Consider the following 22,562-nt stretch of genomic DNA (forward strand, 5'->3'; position numbering starts at 1 on the left):
CCGGCGACCAGCGCCCGGGCACCCCCTCGCCGCTGCGCCGACGGCGTCTACGCCGCCGTACAGCTCACGCTCGGCACGCCGCCGCCCCCGGGCGCGCCCCCGAAGCCGAAGCTCGCCGAAGCCCCGGCCGCGACCGACCCGTTGTGGGACGCGTTCACCGCCGTCACCGTCGCCCCGCTCTGCGTGTACGAGGCGTTCCACATGCTGGTGACCTGCTGGGCGCCCGGCCAGGTCCAGGTCACCCGCCAGGACGTGATCGCCGTCGTCCCGGTGTTGGTGACCTTCACGTCGGCGTTGAAGCCGCTGCCCCAGTCGCTGGTGACGGTGTAGGCGGCGGCGCAGGCCGCCGTGGAGCCGGGGTCCTCGGGGTCCGAGGGGTCCGTACCGCCGTCCCCCGGGTCGAAGCCCGCCGCCTTGATGCTCGCCAGGTAGCCGTCCTTCACCGTGTCCACGGTCGTCCAGTCGTCCTTGAGGATGCCGCCGGTGTCCCCGGAGTTGGGGTTCCAGGACCAGAAGGTCCAGTGGAAGGAGTCGGCGCCGTACGCCGAGGTCGGGCGCAGGTAGTCGACGAGGGCGGCCAGCCACCGCTGGTCGACCGTCGACTGGAGGGTCGTACCGAACTCGCCGAGCCAGACCGGGGCGATGTTCTGTTTGAAGATGTAGCCCCAGTACTTGTCCCAGATGCCGGGCATGTTGGACGGGAACGACGGGTCGCTGAACCAGCTCTGCTGGGCCACGCTCGTCGCGTAGTCGTGGGCGGAGTAGACGAGCCGGTCCGGGACGTCGAGGCGGACGGGGTACTGGGCGACGCCCATCAGGTTGCCGCCCCACCACCCCGAGACGCCGTTGAAGGACTGCACGCCCTCGACGAAGACCAGCAGGTCGGGGTTGACGGCGAGGACGGCGTTGCCGGCCCGCTCGGCGGCCAGGCGCCAGTCCAGGGACGTGTCGCCGCAGCCCCAGCAGGCGGGGTCGTGCGGCTCGTTGTGCAGGTCGATGCCCACGACGGTGGCGTCACCGGCGTAACGGGAGGCGAGGGAGGTCAGGTTGGCGATCCACGTCGACTCCGGGACCGCCGAGGTGTACCAGAGCGCCGACTGGCCGGCCGCGTCCGGGCGGTGCCGGTCCAGGATGACCTTCAGGCCGGACTGGCCGGCGTACCCGACGATCCTGTCCAGTACCTGGAGCGAGGTCAGGCCCGCCAGGTCGGCGTTCTTGCCGCCGGAGAAGTCGATGCTGTCCGGCACGGTGCCGCTCTTGAGGATGTCGTCGCTGAACGGCAGCCGGAGGGTGTTGTAGCCCAGCGACTGCATCTGGTCGATCATGCTCTTGTAGTCGCGGGCCCACAGGCCGTGGACGACGTGGTTGGCCGTCTCGAAGCCGAACCAGTTGATGCCGGCGATCCGGACCGGCGTCCCGGCCTCGTCCAGGATCTGACGGCCGCTGGTGTGCCAGTAGCCGGCCCCGGCGTCGACCGCCACGACGCCGGTCGCCCCGTCGGCCCCGTGGGCGGACGGGGCGGCGGCCGCCAGCGGTAACAGCAGGGCCGCGCCGACCGCGCACAGCGCTCTGCGCAAGGTGCGGAACATGTCGTTGCTTCCTCTCGGGGAGGCGCGGGCCCGGAACATATGGGAGCGCTCCCACACACCGCGCACCCCCCAGCAAACTAACGCTGCATGGCCACGTCAAGAAGCGGGCACGTCAAGAAGCGGGGCGGGAGACTCGCCCCCAGTGGGACGAGTCTCCCCTCGGACCTACCGCCGGCTCCGCACCAGCAGGTGCAGGAAGTACGGCGTCCCGATCACCGCCGTCATCAGGCCCGCGCCCAACTGGGCGGGGGCGATGACCGTGCGGCCGAGGAGGTCGGCGGTGCAGACGAGCGCGGCGCCGAGGAGGACCGCGACCGGGACCACCCGGACGTGCCGGCGGCCCACGAGGGCGCGGGCCGCGTGCGGCGCGACCAGGCCCACGAAGCCGATGGTGCCGGCCGAGGCGACGGCGGTCGCGCTGAGCAGGACGCTCAGCGCGAGGAAGCCGAGCCGGGTCCGGGACAGGCTCAGGCCGAGGAGGCGCGGGGTGTCCCCGTTCAGGGAGACGAGGTCCAGCTCGGTGCGCCGGGCGACCGCGACGGCGAGGCCCAGCGCCAGGACGAGCGCGACGGGCGCCACGTCCGGCAGGGTCCGCCCGTACGTCGAACCGGACAGCCAGGTCAGCGCCTTCGTGGCGTTGAACGGGTCGGTGAGCACGATGAGCAGGCTGATCAGCGCCGTCGTCCCGGCGGCCACGCCGACGCCGACGAGGACCAGCCGGTTCTGCTGGTAGCCGCCCCGCGCGGCGAGCCCGAAGACGATCGCGGAGGCCGCCGCGGCGCCCGCGAAGGCGGCGCCCGCGACGCTCCAGGTGCCGGCGACGGGCACGGTGGTGACGAGCAGGACGGCGCCCAGCGCGGCTCCGCCGGAGACGCCGAGGACGCCCGGTTCGGCGAGCGGGTTGCGGGTCACGGCCTGCACCAGCGTGCCGGCCAGGGCGAGCGCCCCGCCCGCGCACAGGGCGGCGAGCACGCGGGGCACGCGGGTGTCCAGGACGAAGGAGACGGCCCGCCCGGCCCGCCCCTGCGCCCAGTTGGCGACGTCGCCGAGCAGGAGCTTGCTGTCGCCCAGCAGGACGCCGGCGATCGTGACGGCGACGGCGACGGCGACGAGGGCGGCCACCGTGACGAGGAACGCCGTGCGGCTCGGGATGCGCATCCGGTCCGGGGCCTCCGTGCCGGAGGTGTCGCGCAGCCGCAGCGCCATCACCACCAGGAAGACCGCGCCGACCAGGCTGGTGACGACACCGGTGGGCACGGCGACCGCGGTGTCCGCGGGGACGAGGGCCCGCAGCAGCACGTCCGACCCGAGCACCAGCCCGGCGCCGACCAGACCGGCCACCGGCAGGGTCGTCCGGGCGCGGAAGAAACCCCGGTGGCGGCGGGCGAGCGGACGCACCAGGGCCGGTGCGCACAGGCCGACGAAGCCGATGGGCCCGGCGAGGGTGACCGCGGCCGCGGACAGCAGCGCCGCCAGCACGACGACCGTGACGCGGGTGGCGGTGACCGGGACGCCCAGTCCGCGCGCGGCGTCGTCGCCGAGGGCGAGCGCGTCGACCCGGCGGGCCGTCAGCAGCAGTCCGGCGAGACCGATCACGGCGACGGGCAGCATCTGGAGGACGCCGTCGAAGCCGTTCTGGCCGATGCTGCCCTGGTTCCACTGGTAGAGGCCCTCCGTCTGTTCGGGGAACAGCAGGAGCAGGCCCTCCGTCACGGAGTTCAGGCCCAGTGCCAGCGCGGTGCCGGCCAGGACCAGCCGGACGGTGCCGGTGCCGAGGCCGGACAGCGCGAGCACGACGGCCGCGGCCAGGAGCCCGCCGGCGAAGGCGACGCCGGAGGAGGCGAGCATCGGCAGGGAGACGCCGGTCGCGCCGGCCAGCCCGAGCGCCAGGTAGGAACCGGCGTTCACCGCGAGGGTGTCGGGGGAGGCGAGGACGTTGCGGCTGACGGCCTGGAGCACGGCGCCGGCCACCCCGAGGACGGCGCCGACCAGGAGGCCGGCCGTCATCCGGGGCAGCCGGGAGGCGATCACGACGGACGCGTCGGCCGGATCGGCCCGGCCGGTCAGGGCCTTGACCACCTCGGCCGGTCCGACGGAGGCGGTGCCCTGGGTGACGTCGACGACGGCGAGGACGGCGACCAGGAGGACGAGCCCGGCCGTCACCGCGGCCGCGCCCGTCCGGGACGTGGCCGTCGACGGACGGGTGGCGGGGGTCGTTGCGGTGACGGCCATGGGGCGTGTTACTTCGTCAGCGCGTCGACGACGGCGTCGATGTACGCCTCCATCGACCCGGGACCGCCGAACATCCAGATGCCGTCGGCCAGCCGGTGCACCTCGCCGGCCTTCACGAACGGCAGGGACGTCCACACGGCGTTCTTCGCGAGCGCGCCGGTGAAGGGGGTGCTGCTCGCGTCGCCGTCGCTGCCGATGTAGGCGAACCGGACGTCGTCCGGCAGGTCGGTGAGGCCCTCGACGTCGGTGGAGCCGAGGCCGTAGGCGGCGTCGCCCTCGACGGTCCAGGCGTTCTTCAGACCGAGCTGCTCGTTGACCTCGCCGATCAGCGAGGTGCTGGTGTACGGGCGCAGGGTGACCTGGTTGGAGGCGACGTAGCCGTCGGCGAAGGCGTACTGGGCGCCCGCGAGTCCGGCGTCGGTGAGGGCCTTCTTGCCCTCCGCGACCTTGGCCTCGAAGTCCGAACGGAGCGTCTTGGCCTCGTCGGTGGTGCCGGTGGCCTCGGCGATGAGGTCGACGTTCTCCAGCATCTGGTCGATCTGGCCCGTGCCGTCGGCGGACTTCACCGCCAGGACCGGGGCGACCTCGCGCAGCTGCTTCACGGCGGCGGCGGTCAGGTCGGTGGTGGCGACGATGAGGTCGGGCGCGAGGGAGGCGATGGTGTCCATGCTCGGCTCGCCGCGGGTGCCGATGTCCTTCGGCTCGCTCTTCAGCGGGACGGCGGTGTCCCAGGTCTTGTAGCCCTTGACGTCGGCGACGCCGACGGGGTCGATCCCGAGCGACAGGACGCTCTCGGTGACGTTCCACTCCGTGGTGACGATCTTGGTGGCCGGGCCGTCGAGCGTGACCTTGGCGCCGGTGGCGTCGGTGAGGGTGATGGCCTCGGAGGTCTTCTCGGTCTTGTCGGCGGCGGGCTCGGTGGTGCCGCACGCGGCGAGGGTGAGCGCCGCGGCGGCGGTGGTCGCCGCGGTCAGCAGGAGTCGTCTCATGAGGTGGTGCCGAGCCTTTCGCTGAGAGTGCCACGCGTGTCCCGCGTGTGGTGACGGCCGATCGGGCGGGTGCGCAGCCGGCCGGTGAGGGGGTCGGTGTCGACGTCGATGCGGATGCCGTAGACCGCGGTGAGGCGCTCCGGCGTCAGGACGTCCTCGGGCGGTCCGTCGGCGACGATCCGGCCCGCTTCGAGCAGGGTGATCCGGTCGCCGACGGCCGCCGCCTGGTCGAGGTCGTGCAGGACGACGCCGACGGCGATGCCGTGGACGTCGGCCAGATCGCGGATCAGGTCGAGGAGTTCGACCTGGTAGCGCAGGTCGAGGTAGGTGGTCGGCTCGTCGAGGAGCAGGACGCCGGTCTCCTGGGCGAGGCAGCTCGCGAGCCACACCCGCTGCAACTGCCCGCCGGACAGGTGGTCGGCGCCGCGCGCGGCGAGTTCGGTGACGCCGGTGAGGGCGAGCGCCCGGTCGACGGCGGCCGGGGCGTCCGGGTCGGGGCGGCCGAAGCGCCCCCGGTAGGGGTAGCGGCCGAACTCGACGACGTCCCGCACGGTGAGTCCGCTGGGCGTCGGCCGGCCCTGGGTCAGCAGGGCGACGTGGCGGGCGAAGTCACGGGCCGTCAGGGCGAGACCGTCGGTGTCGGTGTCGATCCTGAGGGTGGCGCTGCGGGCGCGCTGCAACCGGGCGATCGTCCGCAGGAGCGTCGACTTCCCGCTGCCGTTGGGGCCGACCAGCACGGTCACCTCGCCGGGCCGGAGCGCGACCGCGGCGTCGTGCACGACGTCGGTGCCGTCGTACGACACGGTCACACCCGTGGCCGCCAGTTCATGACCGCGCAGGCGCGGGGTGCCGGCTGCTTCTTCACCAGATCTCACGCAGGCAAGGTTAGCCTCACCTAATTCGTTTTCGACAGGGTGTCCTGATATCGAACTTCCGGCCGGAACGCCGGACTCGGCCCACCGGCGTTCCGGACTCGGCCCGCCGGCGTCCCGGACTCGGCCCGCCGGCGTCCCGGAATCAGCCGGCCGACGGCCAGGACGCCGGGTTCCACACGCCCGCACGGCGCAGCGACGCCGGGCAGTGCAGGTAGATCTCGTCGATGTCGAGGACCAGGGCCAGCGTGGGGCGCCGGCCGTCCGCGGTCAGGGCGTCGAAGAACGGGGCGTCGGTGAGGACGCGGGCCCGGCCGTTGACGCGCAGGACCTCCGTGCCGCCGGGGACCAGGTACAGCAGGCCGGCGTGCGGGTTCTGGAGGATGTTGTGGAAGCTGTCGCCGCGCCGGTTGCCCGGCCGGTCGGGCAGGGCGATCCGGCCGGGCCCGAGGACATGGGTGAAGCCCGCGCCGTCACCGCGCGGGGAGACGTCACAGTTGCCCTGCGCGTCGGAGGTGGCCAGCAGGCAGAAGGGCGAACGGGCCAGGATCTCCAGGTCCTTGTCGGTGAGCCGGTCGTGGACCTTCTCGATCACCACGGGCCAGGGCTCGCCCAGCAGTTCGCGCAGCTCGGCGGGGGACCCGAGCTCGGTCCAGCCCTCCTCGGTCACGGCGCCGGGCCCGTGTCCCGCGGCCTGCCCCGCACTCTGCCCCGCGGCCTGCCCCGCGGCCTGTCCCGCACTCTGCTCCGCGGCCTGTCCCGCACTCTGCTCCGCGGTCTCGATCGTGTGCGGCAAGGCCGGCCCCCCAGATGTGTACGCCTCACAGGTAGTTGCGAACAAAACATTATCTGATGTTAGGTTCGCCTTACCTTACTGAGGCGACGTCACCCGCGGCGCCGCAGCCGCCGCAGGCCGAAGACGGCGGCGCACACGACGGCCAGGGCGAGCGCGCCCGTCCGCACGGTGCCGCTCGCCCCCGCACCGCCGCCGTCGCCGCCGCCGCTCCCGGAGGCGGCCGTACTCCCGCCGTTCGAGGGCGACTTGGAGTCGCCCGAGGCGCCGGGCGCGTCCTCCGCCCGCACCTCACTGGCGGTGCCCTCGGTGCCGTACAGCAGCTTCGAGCCGTCGGCCGAGTACGTCACGGACTCCCCCTGCCGTTGCAGCGGTACGTCGAGCCGCTCCAGCCGCTCGGGGGTGCCGTCGTTCCAGTCGTAGAGGATGCCGCCGAAGTAGCCCCGGACGGCGAGCCGGCCGCCGTCCGGGGAGAGGGCGGCGTCGGTGGCCCACAGGTCGACGGGGGCGACGGGCTCGTAGACGTTGGTGCCGGACGCGGAGAGCCGGGCCGGCCCCGCGTACAGGTGTCCGCCGTCCTCCTGCTTGTCGATGATGTAGACGCGCCCGGTCTTCGGGTGCACGACGAGCGACTCGGCGTCGCGGGGTCCGTCGGAGTACCGCACGACGTACTGGGTGGCGCGGACCGTCTGGTCCTTCAGCGTCTTCGGCTCGGGCAGCTCGTAGATCCACACGTGGTCCCACTCGACGCCGTCGTTGTCGCCGATGTCGCCGACGTAGATCTGATCGTCGGGGCCGATGCCGATCGCCTCGACGTCGCGGGGGGTGCCGACGCCGGTCATGGTGATCGTCGCGACGGTCTTGCCGGTGGCGCTGTCGACCGCGTAGAGGTAGGCGCCGGTGTCCTGGTCGTTGTGCGTCCAGTACACGCCGGGGTGCTGACGGGAGGCCGCCAGTCCGCTGGACTCGGTGATGCGGGGGTCCTCGATGGTGAAGCCCTCGTCCCCGTCGGCGGCGGAGGCGGGCACCGCGGAGACGGGCACCGCGCAGGCGGCCACGAGCAGGGCCCCGGCGAGAAGGGCGAACGGTCGGCGCATGCCCCAAGACTGCCACCCCGCCCGGCTCCTGAGGGGTCGTGGCGGGCCCGTGGCGGGCCCGTAGCAGACCCGTGGCGGGCCTCACACCCCACGCGCCTGACCGATCCACCGCCGATCCACCATGATGAGCGGATGCTCAGGTTGATGCCCGTCGGCGACTCGATGACGATCGGCAGCGCCGGTGAACACACGTGGCGCCACCGCCTGTGGCAGCACCTGTGCGCGACGTACGACGGCCCCTTCACGTTCGTCGGCCCCCGCGAGACGCTGTACGACAAGGCGGCGGACGCGCCGGTCTCGTACGCGTACGCCGACCCCGACTTCCCCCGCCGGCACCTGGCCGGCTGGGGCGAGGGCTGGCTGCACATGGCCCCGCTGATCGGCGAGGCGGTGCGGGCCGGCCGGGCGGACGTGCTGCTGGTCTCGCTGGGCCTGATCGACCTCGGCTTCTACACGAACGCCGAGCAGACCGCGGAGAACGTCCGCGCCTTCATCACCGCCGCCCGGACGGCGAACCCGCGGGTGAGCATGGTCCTCCTCCACGTCATCCCCAACATCCGCGCCGCCGCCGACGAGCCCTTCGCCGCGCAGGTCGCCCTCTTCAACGAACTGCTCGGCAAGACGGCCGCCGACCTCGACGAAGCATCCTCCCCGCTGCTGCCGGCCTCGGTCCCGCCGTCGTACGACATCCATGCCGACACCTACGACGGCACCCACCCCAACGCGAGCGGCGAGCACAAGATCGCGGCGGCGTTCGCGGCGGCGATGCACCAGGGGTGGGACGTGGGCGGACCATACGGGACCGGCTGACCGTACGGGACCGGCTGACCGCACGGGGGCGGTGAGGCCGCCACGTAACCCGGTCACCGTGCGTATCGTTGTACCGCGCGGCCGCACTCGAGCAAGGGCGGTCGGGGAGGAGCGCCACCATGACCGTCCTCGACGACAGGATCGCGATGGCCGACGCCAACACCGAGCGCTTGGACGCATGGTTCGAGCGGCTCGAGCGGATGCCCGTCCCCGAAGGATTCCGGGTCGAGATCGTCGGGGGCAGCGTCCACACGACACCTCAGAGGGCCACTCACTGGGAGATCATCTTCCAGATCGCCTGTGCCGTCCGCGAGAGGTTCGGGAAGGGCATCAAGGTCTTCTCGGACGTCCGCATCGACTTCCCCGGTCACGAGAACGGCTTCTGCCCCGACGTGGTCAAGCTCCGCGACTCCGCGGAGGCGGACGACGCGGGCCGCTGGAGCCACGAGGACGTCGAGTTCGTCGCCGAGGTCATCTCCCAGGGCACCGCCGCCAACGACTACGGCCCGAAGAAAACCGCCTACGCCGTCGCCGAGGTTCCCGTCTACCTCATCGCCGACCCCTATCAGGGCCGCTGCTACGTCCACACCGACCCCAAGGACGGCGACTACACCACGGTGACCAGGGTCAACTTCGGCACCGACATCGACCTGACCGACACGGTCGTCGGCCTCACCCTCACCACCGACGCCTTCCCCCGCGACTGACCGGATCCCCTTGCCTGGAGCGCACTCCAAGCCGTTGGCTGGGCTTCCATGAAGTACACGCAGCTCGGACGCACCGGACTCAAGGTCAGCCGACTGGTCCTCGGGACCATGAACTTCGGCCCCCAGACGGACGAGGCCGACAGCCACGCCATCATGGACGCGGCGCTGGACGCCGGCCTCAACTTCTTCGACACGGCCAACGTCTACGGGTGGGGCGAGAACAAGGGCCGCACCGAGGAGATCATCGGCAACTGGTTCGCGCAGGGCGGCGACCGGCGCGACAAGGTCGTCCTCGCCACCAAGGGGTACGGCAACATGGCCGCCGACGGGGAGGCGTGGCCCAACCACGACAAGCTCTCCGCGCTGAACATCCGACGGGCCGTCGACGCCAGCCTCAAGCGGCTGCGGACGGACTACATCGATCTCTACCAGTTCCACCACGTCGACCGCGCCACTCCCTTCGAGGAGATCTGGCAGGCGATCGACGTGCTGGTGCAGCAGGGGAAGATCCTCTACGCCGGATCCTCCAACTTCCCCGGGTACAAGATCGCCCAGGCCAACGAGATCGCCGGCCGCCGGCACGGGACGATCGGCCTCGTCAGCGAGCAGTGCCTCTACAACCTCGCCGAGCGGCGCGCCGAGATGGAGGTCATCCCGGCCGCGCAGGAGTACGGGCTCGGCGTCATCCCCTGGTCGCCGCTGCACGGCGGGCTGCTCGGCGGGGTCATCAAGAAGGAGGCCGAGGTCGGACGCCGGACCGGTGGCCGGGCCGCCGCCACCCTCGCCGACCCCACCGCACGCGCCCAGATCCAGGCGTACGAGGATCTGCTCGACAAGCACGCTCTCGAACCCGGTGAGGTCGCTCTCGCCTGGCTGCTCACCCGCCCCGGCGTGACCGGCCCGATCGTCGGCCCGCGCACCGCCGACCAGCTCGCCTCCGCCGTCCGCGCGGTCGACCTCGACCTCACCCAGGAACTCCTCACCGACCTGAACGACATCTTCCCGGGCCCGGGCCCGTCCCCGGAGGCCTTCGCCTGGTAACCCCGCCAGGGACACCCCGCCAGGGGCGCACCCGGCAACACCGCAAGGCCACACCCCGCCAGGGGCGCACCCGGCAACACCGCAAGGCCACACCCCGCCAGGGGCGCGGGGAACTGCGCGACCAACCCCCACCGGCCCGCAGCCGACCAACGACGCACCACCCCCGCCCCCGGCAGCCCCAGCCCGGCAACACCACAAGGGCACACCCACCAGGGGCGCGGGGAACTGCGCGACCAGCCCCCCACCGGCCCGCAGCCGACGACCGACGCACACACCGCGCCCCCAGCGGAGCGCCTACTTTCCGAGCGCCGCCGCCACCGCCACCACGACGAACATCAGCACGAGCACACCGGCCATGATCCGGTTACGGGTCTTCGGGTCCACCCTTCGAGCCTAACGGTCGCCACCGAGCGCCCAGCGCCCGACCGGCTCATAGCGGGGCTGTTCGCCCGGCACCCCGGACCGGGGCAGCCGGCTGCGGACGAGCACCAGCTCCTCCACCGTCCACGTCCGGCCGGCGAAGGCGCGCAGCGCCTCGACGTACGGCCGGACGTCGACGGCGTCCCGGCTGCGGGCCAGCGTCAGATGGGCCTGGTAGCGCCGGGGCTCCCCCAGGTCCAGGCCGGCCTTGCGGGCCGCCGCCTCCGCCCGGCCGGCCAGCAGCCGCAGCGCGGCGACCTCCCCCGCCGCCCCCGTCCACAGGGCCCGCCCGCGCCCGAACTGCCCGCCGCCCCGCAACGCCAGCTCGAACGGCGCGCTGCGCCGCGCGGCCCGCTCCAGCCGCGCCGACAGCTCCGGTACGACGTCCTCGTCGACCTCGCCGTAGAAGGCGAGCGTGAAGTGCCAGCCGGGCAGGCCGGTCCAGCGCAGCTCACCCGCCCCCGGCAGCCTCCGCAGCACGGCCACCTCGGCGGCGAGTTCGTCCGTGACGGCCCGCGGGGGCAGGACGGCGGCGAAAAGTCTCATGGAGCCAGTGTGAGCCGACGTGACCCCCGCCACGCGCCCGGACGTGTCCGGTCACCGTCCGTATCGTGGGACCGCGCGGCCGCGCCCGCCCACGGGACCGACCGGTTCCCCCGGGCCTGACGCCCCGCCGGTCAGGCCCCCGCCGGTCAGGCCGCCACCGGTCAGGCCCCGCCGGTCAGGCCACCGCCGCCAGTTCCTCTCGCCGCCCCCGGGGTTCGAACCGCACCGTCGGGTGGCCGCGGCGCCAGCCCACCGTCAGGCGGAGGTTGCCCACCCGGGCCAGGACCAGGCCGATGGCCGCGGCCGCGAGCGCGGCGATCGCGCCGCCCACCGCCAGACCGGCCCGGACGCCGTACGCGTCGGTGATCCAGCCGGCGATCGGCGCGCCCACCGGCGAACCGCCCAGGAAGACCATCATGTACAGCGCCATGACACGGCCGCGCATGGCCGGGTCGGTGCCCATCTGGATGCTGGTGTTCGCGGTGACGTTGATCGTCATGCCGAACATGCCGATCGGGGCCATGAGCAGGGCGAACAGCCACAGCGAAGGCGCCACGGCGGCCACCAGCTCCATCGCTCCGAAGGCGACCGCCGCGGCGATCAGCACGCGCATGCGGGCCGTGCCGCGCCGGGCCGCGAGCAGCGCGCCGGCCACCGAGCCGACCGCCATGAGCGTGTTGAAGAGGCTGTAGGAGCCCGCGCCCGCGTGGAAGACGTCGTCGGCGAAGGCGGAGAGGTAGACGGGGAAGTTGAAGCCGAAGGTGCCGACGAACCCGACCAGGACGATCGTCCAGGTCAGATCCGGGCGCCCGGCGACGTACCGCAGGCCCTCCCGCAGCTGGCCCTTGCCGCGCGGCGCCCGCTGGACGACGTGCAGCTCGCGGGCGCGCATCAGCAGCAGGCCGGCGATGGGCGCGACGAAGGACAGGCCGTTGAAGAGGAACGCCCAGCCCGTGCCCACGCCGGTGATCATCACGCCGGCGACGGCGGGGCCGACGAGACGGGCGGACTGGAAGTTCGCGGCGTTCAGGCTCACCGCGTTCTGGAGCTGATCCGGGCCGACCATCTCGCTGACGAAGGACTGGCGGGCCGGGTTGTCCAGGACGGTCGCGAGACCGACGGCGAAGGCGGCGACGTAGACGTGCCAGACCTCCACGTGCCCGGAGAGGGTGAGCAGCGCGAGCGCGATGCCGGTGACGGCCATCGCGGACTGGGTCCCGAGCAGGGTGCGGCGCTTGGGCAGCCGGTCGACGAGGACACCGCCGTACAGGCCGAACAGCAGCATCGGCAGGAACTGAAGCGCCGTGGTGACGCCGACGGCGGTGGCGGAGCCGGTGAGGCTGAGCACCAGCCAGTCCTGGGCGATGCGCTGCATCCAGGTGCCGATGTTGGAGACGACCTGGCCGCCGAAGAACAGGCGGTAGTTCCTGACCTTCAGGGCGGCGAACATCGAGGACTTGCGGGGGGCGTCGGGAGCGGGCGGGGAATCGTGGGTGGTCGGTGCGGGGGCGGAGTCTGCTCCGGATCCCGTACTCAAAAGGGTTCGCCTCCTCGTGAACTGCTTACAGATGTGCGAGCTTCTCCAGCACGGGGGCGGCTGCGCGCAGCTTGGCCCACTCGTCCTCGTCGAGGCCGTCGACCAGGGTGGCGAGGAACGCGTTCCGCTTGCGGCGGCTCTCCTCGAGCATGGTCTCGGCCTGCTCGGTCTTGGTGACGACCTTCTGCCGCCGGTCCTCCGGGTGCGGCTCCAGCCGGACCAGGCCCTTGGCCTCCAGCAGGGCGACGATACGAGTCATCGAGGGCGGCTGCACATGCTCCTTGCGGGCGAGCTCACCCGGGGTGGCGCTGCCGCAGAGGGACAGGGTGCCGAGCACCGACATCTCGGTCGGGCTCAGCGACTCGTCGACCCGCTGGTGCTTGAGCCGACGGGACAGCCGCATCACGGCGGAGCGCAGGGAGTTCACGGCGGCCGCGTCGTCGCCATGGCTAAGGTCCGGCATGTCTTTAGCGTAACTCATTACCCTCGCTAAGGACCACCGCGGGGACGCCCTTTGCCCGTGACGCCCGCCACTCATTCTCAGCCACCGCCGGAAGTCACTCGTACGGGTGATAGGAGTGCGGAACGCCACCCACCGGGCGGAACCGGGCCGCGACCCTCGTACCCATGGGGACCAGTGTGCTCAGCCTGCGAATAGACCACGACCTGCTCGAACGGCTCCGGCACCACGCCGCCAAACGGGGAATGAGCGTCCAGGACTATGTCGTCCGGACGCTCATTCGGGGTGACTTCGACGAACGGTTCCAGACCGCCGTCGAGGAGACGGAGAAGTTCTACGGGCTCACCTGATCCCGCGGCACCGACCCGGCGGCACCGACCCCGCGGCACCGACCCGGCGGCCCGTCACCGGGCCCGCGCGGGCCCGGGGGCCGGCGTCAGGCTCAGGTGAGGCCGAGGGCCGGCATCAGGTAGTAGAAGGCGAACACGGCCGAGACCGCGTACAGCGCCGCCGGGACCTCCCGGCCCCGCCCGGCCGCCAGGCGCAGCACCACGAAGGTGATGAAGCCCATGCCGATGCCGTTGGTGATCGAGTAGGTGAACGGCATCATCACCATGGTGATGAAGGCCGGGACGGCGATGGTGTAGTCCGCCCAGTCGATGTCCTTGACGGAGTTCGCCAGGATCAGGAAGCCGACCGCGAGCAGGGCGGGGGTGGCGGCCTGGGACGGGACCATCGTGGCGACGGGGGTCAGGAAGAGGGCGACGGCGAAGAGACCGCCGGTGACGAGGTTCGCGAAGCCGGTGCGGGCGCCCTCGCCGACGCCGGCCGTGGACTCCACGAAGGCGGTGGTGGCGGAGGAGGAACTGGCGCCGCCGGCGGCGACGGCGAGACCGTCGACGAAGAGGACCTTGTTGATGCCCGGCATCTGGCCCTGCGCGTCCGTCAGCTTGGCCTCGTCGCTGACGCCCATGATCGTGCCCATCGCGTCGAAGAAGCACGACAGCAGCACGGTGAAGACGAAGAGGATCCCGGTCAGCACGCCGACCTTCGAGAACCCGCCGAAGAGGCTGACCTCGCCGATCAGACCGAAGTCGGGGGTGGCGACGGGGTTGCCGGGCCACTCCGGGACGGTGAGGCCCCAGGACGGCACCGTGGCGACGGCGTTGACGACCATCGCCAGGACGGTCATGGCGACGATCGAGATCAGGATCGCGCCGGGCACCTTGCGGACGATCAGGGCCAGGGTGAGCAGCGCGCCGAGGATGAAGATCAGGACCGGCCAGCCGTTGAGGTGGCCGTCGGCGCCGAGCTGGAGCGGGACGGTGGTCTGGGCGGCGTCCGGCATCCGGGTGACGAACCCGGAGTCCACGAGCCCGATCAGCATGATGAACAGGCCGATACCGATCGAGATGGCCTTGCGCAGCCCGAACGGCACGGCGTTCATGACGCGCTCGCGCAGACCGGTGGCGACCAGCAGCATGACCACGAAACCGGCCAGCACCACCATGCCCATCGCGTCCGCCCAGGACATGCGGGGCGCGAGCTGGAGCGCGACCACGGAGTTCACGCCCAGACCGGCGGCCAGCGCGATCGGCACGTTGCCGATGACGCCCATCAGCAGCGTGGTGAACGCGGCGGTCAGACAGGTCGCGGTGACCAGCTGGCCGTTGTCGAGCTGATGCCCGTACATGTCCTTCGCGCTGCCGAGAATGATCGGGTTGAGCACGATGATGTACGCCATCGCGAAGAAGGTGGCGAAACCGCCGCGCACCTCACGGGCGAGGGAGCTGCCCCGCTCGGAGATGCGGAAGTACCGGTCGAGCGCGCCGTACGCGGACGCGCCGCCCGGGCCTTCGGGCGTGGGAACCTTGGCGGGGGCCGAGGTGGACATGCGGAACCTCATCACCAGCGGACTTCCCCCAGCCGCTTTGGCGCTTCCTACGAACATAAGTGGACAGGCACAAACGGTTTCAGTATGAACATATGAGACCGTGATCGCTATCTCCGCGCGTAGACCCCGGCGCGCCACGGGCCCGGCCCCCGCGCCTCGTAAGCTGTGGACATGGCGAAGTGGACACCGAGGCACGAGGCGCCGGAGCCCCTGGAGGGGCCCGTGGTCGCCACCATCACCGGCGGCACGATCCTCTGGTTCGCCCTCTTCCTCGTCCAGCTCCCCTTCTACGGCTGGTTCGACGACCACGGCCACCTGTGGTGGCTGTGGACCTGCCTGGCCGGCGGGGGCCTCGGGCTGATCGGCGTCTGGTACGTCCGCCGCCGGGACGCGGCCCTCAAGAGCGCGGCCGCCCGGGGCGCCGCGGCCCCGAAGGAGACGTCCGGGGCCGAGTAGGCCGAGCAGGCCGCGTAGTACCACCGCACGACGGCCCTCCTCCCGAGGTCGGATCTTCCGGGCATCCGGCGGGTGAACACCCGGATCCGCACGTACCGTCGATTCCATGCCCCCTACCGACGCCGCCGCCCCGGCCCGCACGGCGACCGGGCTCACCAGTGCCGAGGTCGCGGAGCGCGTCGCGCGCGGTCAGGTCAACGACGTCCCCGTGCGCAGCAGCCGCACCGTCGGCGAGATCGTCCGCGCCAACGTCCTCACCCGCTTCAACGCGATCATCGGCGTGCTCTGGCTGGTCATGCTGGTCGTGGCGCCGATCCAGGACGGCCTCTTCGGGTTCGTGATCCTCGCCAACACCGCCATCGGGATCATCCAGGAGTGGCGGGCGAAGCAGACCCTCGACTCCCTGGCGGTGATCGGCGAGGCCCGGCCGACCGTCCGCCGTGACGGGGTCGCCGCCGAGGTCGCCACCTCCGCCCTCGTCCTGGACGACATCGTCGAGATCGGGCCCGGCGACAAGATCGTGGTGGACGGCGTCTGCACGGAGGCCGACGGCCTGGAGATCGACGAGTCGCTGCTCACCGGCGAGGCCGACCCCGTCGTCAAACGCCACGGCGACACCGTGATGTCCGGCAGCTTCGTCGTCGCCGGGGGCGGCGCCTTCCGGGCCACCAAGGTCGGCCGCGAGGCCTACGCCGCCCAGCTCGCCGAGGAGGCGTCCCGCTTCACCCTCGTCCACTCCGAGCTGCGCTCCGGCATCTCCACGATCCTCAAGTACGTGACGTGGATGATGCTGCCGGCCGCGATCGGCCTGGTCGTCACCCAGCTCGTCGTGCAGGGCAACGACCTCAAGGACTCCGTCGCCCGCACGGTCGGCGGGATCGTCCCGATGGTCCCGGAGGGGCTGGTCCTCCTCACCTCCGTCGCCTTCGCCATCGGCGTGATCCGCCTCGGCCGCAAGCAGTGCCTCGTCCAGGAACTCCCGGCCATCGAGGGCCTCGCCCGCGTCGACACCGTCTGCCTGGACAAGACGGGCACCCTCACCGAGGGCGGCATGGACGTCACCGAGGTCCGCCGCCTCGACGGCAGCGACGACGCCTACGTACGGCAGGTGCTGGGCGCGCTCGGCGAGTCCGATCCGCGCCCCAACGCCTCCCTCCAGGCGATCATCGACGCCTGCCCGGACAGCGACGACTGGCGCTGCACCGAGTCGCTGCCCTTCTCCTCCGCCCGCAAGTACAGCGGCGCCACCTTCAGCGAGGGCGGCGGCGAGACCAGCACCTGGCTGCTCGGCGCACCCGACGTGCTGCTGCCCGACGACGACCCCGCCCTCACCGAGACCGAGCGGCTCAACGAGCAGGGCCTGCGGGTGCTGCTGCTCGCCCGCGCCGCCCGTGACCTCGATGACGACGAGGTCGCCCGCGGCGCCCGCGCCACCGCCCTCGTCGTCCTGGAGCAGCGGCTGCGCCCGGACGCCGCCGACACCCTGCGCTACTTCGCCGAGCAGGACGTCCACGCCAAGGTGATCTCCGGCGACAACGCGGTCTCGGTCGGCGCGGTCGCCGCCAAGCTGGGGCTCGACGCCCGGACGGTCGACGCGCGCCGGCTGCCCGCCGAGCGGGACGGCATGGGGCGGGCCCTGGACGAGGCCACCGTGTTCGGCCGGGTCACCCCGCGGCAGAAGCGGGACATGGTCGGCGCCCTCCAGTCCCGCGGGCACACGGTCGCGATGACCGGGGACGGCGTCAACGACGTCCTCGCGCTGAAGGACGCGGACATCGGCGTCGCGATGGGGTCCGGCTCCGAGGCGACCCGGGCCGTCGCCCAGATCGTGCTGCTGGACAACAGCTTCGCCACCCTGCCGTCGGTGGTGGCGGAGGGCCGGCGGGTCATCGGGAACATCACCCGCGTGGCGACGCTCTTCCTGGTGAAGACGGTCTACTCGGTGCTGCTGGCGCTGCTGGTGGTGTGCTGGCAGGTGGAGTACCCGTTCCTGCCCCGCCACCTGACCCTGCTGTCCACCCTCACCATCGGCGTCCCGGCCTTCTTCCTCGCCCTCGCCCCCAACCGGGAACGGGCCCGCCCCCACTTCGTGCGCCGGGTGATGCGGTACTCCGTGCCGGGCGGGGTGCTGGCGGGCCTCGCGACCTTCGCGACGTACCTGATCGCCCGGCACCACTACACCGGGCCGGGGGCGCTGGACGCCGAGACGAGCGCCGCGACGCTCACGCTGTTCCTGATCACCCTGTGGGTCCTGGCGATCGTCGCCCGCCCCTACACCTGGTGGCGGATCGCCCTGGTGGCCGCGATGGGCGCGGGGTTCCTGGTGGTGCTGGTGGTCCCGTGGCTCCAGGACTTCTTCGCGCTGAAGCTGGTCGGGGTGACGATGCCGTGGGTGGCGGTGGGCGTCGCGGTCGTGGCGGCGGTCGCCCTGGAGGTCGTCTGGAGACAGGTCGACCGCCGGGTGCCCGCCTGACGGCGGCGGACGCCGGGCGGACGCCGGGGCGGACGCGGAAGGGCCCGCACCCCGCCGGCTGCGGGGTGCGGGCCCTTCACTTCACCGAGTCTGCCCGACGTCGCTTCAGCGGACGTCGACGAAGTCGCCCGCGGCCTTGACCGCCGGGGCGGTCGTGGTGCCCACGAAGCTGTAGCGGTAGTAGCCGTCGACCGAGGCCTTGACGGTGGTGCTCAGTCCGCCGGTCGAGGTGGTCTTGACGCTCTTCACCGTGCTGTAGGTGGTGGAGCCCTTCTTGCGGAACTGGAGCTGCGCGTAGACGCCGGAGTAACCGGTGTACGTGCCGCTCTCCCAGTTCGCGCGGGTCAGCTTGCCGGTGACGGTGATGGTCTTGCCCTTCGTCACCGGCTCCGGGGAGGCGTTGACGGTGAGCTTCGTCAGGCGCTGGAGCCTGACGGTGGTCAGGGCGTCCTGCTCGGTGTAACCGACCTTGGTCCAGTCGATGGTGTCCGAGGTGTACGGGTCCTGGTCGTTCCAGTCGAGGACGTAACCGAGCGCCTTGAAGGTGGTGGCGTCGGCGTTGACCAGCTCCTCGCTCGGGTAGACGTCGACGGTGCCCTTGCAGGTGCTCACGGTCGTCGAGACGTTGGTGCAGGTCGGCCAGTCGTCGCCGAACAGGATGTTGGCGGGGTTGTCGATGCTGCCGCGGTAGAGGACGACGTCCAGCTCGGTGTCGGCCGCGGTGGGGTCGACGTCCGCGGAGTGCGTGACGGTGTAGGTCACGGGGACGCTGACCCGGCCGCTGGTGCCGGCGACGATCGGCTTGCCGTTGTTGACCTTGACGGCGGAGAACTTCGCGTCGAGGACGTAGGGCTCGTCGGCGGTCTCGCCGGCGAAGGTGGTCCGGCCGGAGGCGGCCTCGCGCGCGGCCTGGACGGCCTCGAAGGAGTCGGCCTTGCTCGGCTCGGTGTCGGCGGCCTGCGCGGCCGGCACGGCGAGGGCGGAGAGGGCCAGGGCGCCGGTGACGGCGGCCAGGGTGGCACGTGTGCGCATGCATGTCCCAAGTGAAGAAGGGGCTGTCCGGGAGGGTGCCTCCGGTGAGCCCGAGTGGACGCGAGCCTGTCGGCTCGCAAGATCAGATGTTCGACGCGGGGGAATGGTTGTACGGGTCACGGCCCTGCGTGGCCGGTCCCGCCCAGCGGGCCGTCGTCCGGGCCCCCGGACCCGGCGTCCGCACCCGGGCTCCTACTCGACGCCGGTGAAGCCGCTCGCGGCCCTCATCGCGGCCGGGCCGGTGACGGCGTGGGCTCCGCGCGAGGCGGCGACGCTGGTGCGGGTGCGCATGTGGTGTCCCCCGTGTTCAGGGGCCCGCGGGACGCATGTGTCCGAAGGGGCCCGAGTGCTCGGTGAACCGGCTGGTGGTGCCGGTTCACCGCATGAGACTCACCACCCCGTCGAACGGTTGCACGTTTAACGGAGGAATTGCGCGGGACGCGTGAAAGGGCGTCAGTCGAACCAGCGGTCCCGCGCCAGTTCGCCCGTCCGCGACGGGTCCTCCAGCAGGGCGGCGACCTCGAACCGCCGCGGCCACTGGCCCGCCGCCCAGGCCAGCCCCGCGGCGACGCCCTCCAGGGTGGCGGCGTGCAGGACGCCGTCGTCCGTCAGCCGCCAGTCGATCTCCACGCCGTCGACGACGAGTTCGCCGTGCTCGACGTAGGTGTCCGGCGTCCGCGGACCGAGCAGGACCCGCACCGGGTCCGGCACGTCGTGCTCGGTGCCCTCGGAGCCGACCTCGCCCGTCACGGACTCGCTCAGCCGCCGCACCTGGAACAGCTCGGCCAGCTCGGCGGCCCGCGCGGGACGCACGGGCAGCAGCGGGACGCCCTCGGTGAACGGCAGCAGGTCGGGCGAGTCCACGACGACCGCGTCGGCCGCGTCCACCACCTCCACCCGCCCGTCGACGACGGCCCGCACCTCGTCCGGCAGGGTCACTCGATCCGGGTCCAGCTCGGCCAGCGCCCCGTACAGCCCGTGCAGCTGGGCCGCGGTGACCGGCCGCTCCGGGTCGGCGAGCCGCTCCAGCAGCTCGGCGGCGCCGCCCGGCTCGTCGAGCAGGGCCGCCACGGACGTCCGCACCCCCAGCGCCCGCAGCACCTGCTCGTCGTCGAAGCCGGTGGCGTCGGCCTCGTCGTACAGCCCGCGCAGCAGCGGGTCGCCGCCGGAGGCGAGCAGCCCCGCCGGACGGCGGCCGTCGAGCACCGGGTGCCCGCGCAGCCACCAGGCCGTGTAGGGCCGTACGACCTCGTGCGTGCCGTCGGGCAGCAGGATGCGCACCGGCTGGGTCAGGGCGTCGCGCAGGGGCGGCTGGGCGAGCAGGGCGAGCGCCTGCGGCCACCGGTCGTCGTCGACCAGGTCGAGGTCGCGGACGGCGACCAGCTCGGTGGCGACCGGGGGCACGGGCGTGTCCGGGAAGCGGTCCAGGACGTCCTCGCACCACACGTCGACCGCGTCCAGCAGCCCGGCGTCGTCGGGCTCGGCGAAGTCGCCCTCCCGGGGTTCGAGCTCGTCGGGGTCGAGGACGACGTCGGTGGCGCGGACGAGCGCGAAGTCGGCGAGCACCCCGCACGCGGCGAGGGGCTGCTCGCCCCACCTCTCGGCCAGTTCGGCGTCCACGCAGGCCAGTTCGCCCTCCCGGATCACCTGGGCGAACGGGCTGCCGGGCAGCACGAGTTCACCGGCCGGGGCGAGCTCGCCGTCCTCGTCCGGCAGGGCGAGCGCGCCGAGCCAGGGCTCGTCGCCGGGCTCCAGAGCGGCGTCGCGCACCAGGGCGAGGACGGTCTCGGCGAGCTCCTCGGCGTCCGGGGCGTCCTCGTCCCAGGCGCCTCCGTCGTCGTCCAGGGAGGCGGCGACGGCGGCCCGCACCTGCGGGGTGGTCAGGACGGCGCGCGGGGTCGCGGGCAGCGCCCCGAGCTTCTCCAGGAGCGGATGGGCGGCGTCCGGGTGGGCCATCTTCAGGCCGAGCCGGGCGAGGACGCCGGCGTCGACGCCCGCCGACTCCGCCGTGGGCAGCAGCACCTGACGGGGGCCGATCGTGGTCCGCGCCGCGCCGGTCGCCGGGGAGGTGTCCCCGGCCAGCGGCACGGGCAGCCCCGAGAGCCGGTCGGGGTCCACGCCGGCGAGGCTCTCGTAGAGCCGGTGCCACCACTCCGGGGCCTTCTCCAGCCCGGCCAGCCGGTCGACGGCGTCGGCGAGCGGGATGCGGGCCACCCCGAGGGTGCGCAGCTCCACGCGCCGCTCCAGCCCGGCGGGCAGCAGCGTCGGCAGCACCTCGGCCAGCACCCGCACGGTGTCGGCGCCGGCGCCCTCCACGACCTCGGCGTCCCGCGGGCGCAGGGCCTCCGGCAGTTCGCCGTCGTCGGCGGCGGGCCGTACGGCGGGCGGCAGGAAGGCGGTGCGCGGCAGCCGCTCCAGGATCGCCTGGCGCAGCGCCCCGTCCAGTTCGCCCTTGCCCAGCGGCCCCGGCACGAGGTCGACGGCCCCGGCGGTCACCGGCCGCCAGTCGGCGAGCAGTTCGGCGTACGTGTCCGCCGCCCGCTGCACCAGGAAGTCGGTGAGCGGTCCCGGCGCGGCGTGGCGGCGGGTGGTGTCCAGGGGGAAGGAGGCGATGAGCAGGGCGGGCACGCCGAGCGGCTCGTCGCTGGGCGTCGGCGCGTGCACGACGGGAGTGGTCCGCGGGCGGGCGGGCGCCCCCTCGGCGTCGACGGGCACGGCCCACGTCACCGACCAGTGCGGCCGCAGCCGCTCCTCCAGCGGCCGGTCCGCGAGCAGGTCGGGGGTGAGGGGGCCGTGGCCGCCGGCGGTCCGCCAGCGGGTCGTGCCGTCCCGCGAGTCCTCCACGACGGTGAGGGCGCCGTCGGTGTGCCGGCGCAGGACGCGGGCGGGCGCGTCCCCGATCTCCACCGCGATCTCCTCCAGCCCGGGCAGCGCGAGGAGCACGGCGTCGTCGACGGCCGCGAGGAGCCGCTCGGCGAGATCGGCGGCGGCCGCGTCCCGCAGGGGCAGGATGACGGCGGTGTCGTACGGCTCCGGCGCGGTGCCCTCGGCGGCGAACGGCAGCCGCAGCAGCGGTACGTGCCCGTCCCGGCGCCGGATCTCGTCGCCCAGGCCGGGGCTGTGCCGGGCGGTCTCGGAGGCCAGTTCGCGGGCCTCCGGCAGGGACCAGCGGACCCCGCCGTGCCGTCCGACGACGGCGGGCTCGTCGGTGACGGCCAGGACGGCGGCGAAGCCGACGCCGAACCGGCCCACCGAGACCGCTTGCGTGTCGCGCTTGGCGGAGGCGCGCAGGGTGGCGAGCGACTCGACGCCGGCGGCGTCCAGCGGCGCTCCGGTGTTCGCGGCGACGAGGACCTGCTCGCGCAGCGTCAGCCGGAGCCGGCCCGGGACCCCGGCCCTGGCGGCGGCGTCGGCGGCGTTCTGAGCGAGCTCCACGACCAGCCGGTCCCGGTAGCCGCCGAGGACCAGGTCCTCCTCGGCGTTGGCGTCCTCCCGGAAACGGGCGGGGCTGGTGGCCCAGGCGTCCAGCACTCCGCGGCGCAGACGCGCCGTACCGAAGGGGTCCGCGCCCTCAGCTGCCGGCCGCACGAACTTGCTCACGTCGGTTCACTCTC

The 22,562-nt window shown here is 72.9% G+C and carries 18 protein-coding genes; 6 read left to right on the top strand and 12 right to left on the bottom strand.

All coding sequences use genetic code 11. From position 1 onward, the window contains the following. Positions 1-47: 47 nt before the first annotated feature. The 6 genes from ACZ3KJ_RS17640 to ACZ3KJ_RS17665 form a co-directional block, all read right to left on the bottom strand. Entirely contained in the window at positions 48-1,589 is a 1,542-nt protein-coding gene (locus ACZ3KJ_RS17640; RefSeq protein WP_467527885.1) for a cellulase family glycosylhydrolase, read from the bottom strand. 165 nt (positions 1,590-1,754) lie between these two features. After that, the gene (locus tag ACZ3KJ_RS17645) at positions 1,755-3,821 is read right to left on the bottom strand and encodes an iron ABC transporter permease (protein ID WP_467527887.1); all 2,067 of its coding nucleotides are present in this window, start codon (positions 3,819-3,821) and stop codon (positions 1,755-1,757) included. An 8-nt stretch (positions 3,822-3,829) separates the two neighbouring features. Next, positions 3,830-4,810 carry an ABC transporter substrate-binding protein gene (locus ACZ3KJ_RS17650; protein WP_467527888.1) on the bottom strand — a complete coding sequence of 327 codons (981 nt, stop codon included), beginning with the start codon at positions 4,808-4,810 and terminating at the stop codon, positions 3,830-3,832. Further along, positions 4,807-5,685, bottom strand: a complete 879-nt coding sequence (locus tag ACZ3KJ_RS17655; RefSeq protein WP_467527890.1) for an ABC transporter ATP-binding protein — start codon at positions 5,683-5,685, stop codon at positions 4,807-4,809. The genes ACZ3KJ_RS17650 and ACZ3KJ_RS17655 overlap by 4 nt, the downstream gene beginning before the upstream one ends. Positions 5,686-5,827: 142 nt before the next feature. Beyond that, positions 5,828-6,352 (bottom strand): MSMEG_1061 family FMN-dependent PPOX-type flavoprotein, encoded by a 525-nt coding sequence (locus ACZ3KJ_RS17660; protein WP_467528078.1) that lies wholly within the window; start codon positions 6,350-6,352, stop codon positions 5,828-5,830. Positions 6,353-6,567: 215 nt separating this feature from the next. Next, positions 6,568-7,572 (bottom strand): WD40 repeat domain-containing protein, encoded by a 1,005-nt coding sequence (locus tag ACZ3KJ_RS17665; RefSeq protein ID WP_467527891.1) that lies wholly within the window; start codon positions 7,570-7,572, stop codon positions 6,568-6,570. A gap of 132 nt (positions 7,573-7,704) precedes the next feature. Between ACZ3KJ_RS17665 and ACZ3KJ_RS17670 the strand changes: the two genes are divergently transcribed. From ACZ3KJ_RS17670 to ACZ3KJ_RS17680, 3 genes are all read left to right on the top strand, one after another. After that, on the top strand, positions 7,705-8,382 hold the full coding sequence (locus tag ACZ3KJ_RS17670) for a GDSL-type esterase/lipase family protein (protein ID WP_467527893.1): 678 nt from the start codon (positions 7,705-7,707) through the stop codon (positions 8,380-8,382). A 119-nt stretch (positions 8,383-8,501) separates the two neighbouring features. Then, positions 8,502-9,089: a Uma2 family endonuclease gene (locus tag ACZ3KJ_RS17675; protein WP_467527894.1), complete on the top strand. Its 588-nt coding sequence runs from the start codon at positions 8,502-8,504 to the stop codon at positions 9,087-9,089. 48 nt (positions 9,090-9,137) lie between these two features. Continuing rightward, entirely contained in the window at positions 9,138-10,130 is a 993-nt protein-coding gene (locus ACZ3KJ_RS17680; protein WP_467527896.1) for an aldo/keto reductase, read from the top strand. 393 nt (positions 10,131-10,523) lie between these two features. Here ACZ3KJ_RS17680 and thpR read toward each other — a convergent pair whose 3' ends face one another. The 3 genes from thpR to ACZ3KJ_RS17695 all read right to left on the bottom strand — a co-directional run bounded on the left by thpR (position 10,524) and on the right by ACZ3KJ_RS17695 (position 13,096). Further along, entirely contained in the window at positions 10,524-11,096 is a 573-nt protein-coding gene (gene thpR / locus ACZ3KJ_RS17685) for an RNA 2',3'-cyclic phosphodiesterase (protein WP_467527898.1), read from the bottom strand. Positions 11,097-11,271: 175 nt separating this feature from the next. Continuing rightward, a complete protein-coding gene (locus tag ACZ3KJ_RS17690; protein WP_467527900.1) occupies positions 11,272-12,633 on the bottom strand; it encodes an MFS transporter in 1,362 nt (453 codons plus the stop codon). Between the two features lie 25 nt (positions 12,634-12,658). After that, on the bottom strand, positions 12,659-13,096 hold the full coding sequence (locus tag ACZ3KJ_RS17695; protein ID WP_385070732.1) for a MarR family winged helix-turn-helix transcriptional regulator: 438 nt from the start codon (positions 13,094-13,096) through the stop codon (positions 12,659-12,661). A 164-nt stretch (positions 13,097-13,260) separates the two neighbouring features. On the opposite strand from ACZ3KJ_RS17695, the gene ACZ3KJ_RS17700 reads away from it, so the two are divergent. Continuing rightward, the gene (locus ACZ3KJ_RS17700) at positions 13,261-13,443 is read left to right on the top strand and encodes a ribbon-helix-helix protein, CopG family (protein WP_389521404.1); all 183 of its coding nucleotides are present in this window, start codon (positions 13,261-13,263) and stop codon (positions 13,441-13,443) included. A 92-nt stretch (positions 13,444-13,535) separates the two neighbouring features. Here ACZ3KJ_RS17700 and ACZ3KJ_RS17705 read toward each other — a convergent pair whose 3' ends face one another. Continuing rightward, a complete protein-coding gene (locus tag ACZ3KJ_RS17705; RefSeq protein ID WP_467527903.1) occupies positions 13,536-14,987 on the bottom strand; it encodes an NCS2 family permease in 1,452 nt (483 codons plus the stop codon). Between the two features lie 171 nt (positions 14,988-15,158). Here ACZ3KJ_RS17705 and ACZ3KJ_RS17710 point away from each other — a divergent pair, with 171 nt between their 5' ends. Next, the gene (locus ACZ3KJ_RS17710) at positions 15,159-15,443 is read left to right on the top strand and encodes a DUF2530 domain-containing protein (protein ID WP_467527905.1); all 285 of its coding nucleotides are present in this window, start codon (positions 15,159-15,161) and stop codon (positions 15,441-15,443) included. Positions 15,444-15,549: 106 nt separating this feature from the next. Continuing rightward, positions 15,550-17,916 carry an HAD-IC family P-type ATPase gene (locus ACZ3KJ_RS17715; protein WP_467527907.1) on the top strand — a complete coding sequence of 789 codons (2,367 nt, stop codon included), beginning with the start codon at positions 15,550-15,552 and terminating at the stop codon, positions 17,914-17,916. A 105-nt stretch (positions 17,917-18,021) separates the two neighbouring features. On the opposite strand, the gene ACZ3KJ_RS17720 is transcribed toward ACZ3KJ_RS17715, so the two are convergent. Together ACZ3KJ_RS17720 and ACZ3KJ_RS17725 are read right to left on the bottom strand one after the other, a co-directional pair. Then, entirely contained in the window at positions 18,022-18,948 is a 927-nt protein-coding gene (locus ACZ3KJ_RS17720; RefSeq protein WP_467527909.1) for a hypothetical protein, read from the bottom strand. Between the two features lie 453 nt (positions 18,949-19,401). Then, the gene (locus ACZ3KJ_RS17725) at positions 19,402-22,548 is read right to left on the bottom strand and encodes a sacsin N-terminal ATP-binding-like domain-containing protein (RefSeq protein WP_467527911.1); all 3,147 of its coding nucleotides are present in this window, start codon (positions 22,546-22,548) and stop codon (positions 19,402-19,404) included. Positions 22,549-22,562: the final 14 nt, after the last annotated feature.

The sequence above is a fragment of the Streptomyces sp. NPDC003248 genome (assembly GCF_055563235.1).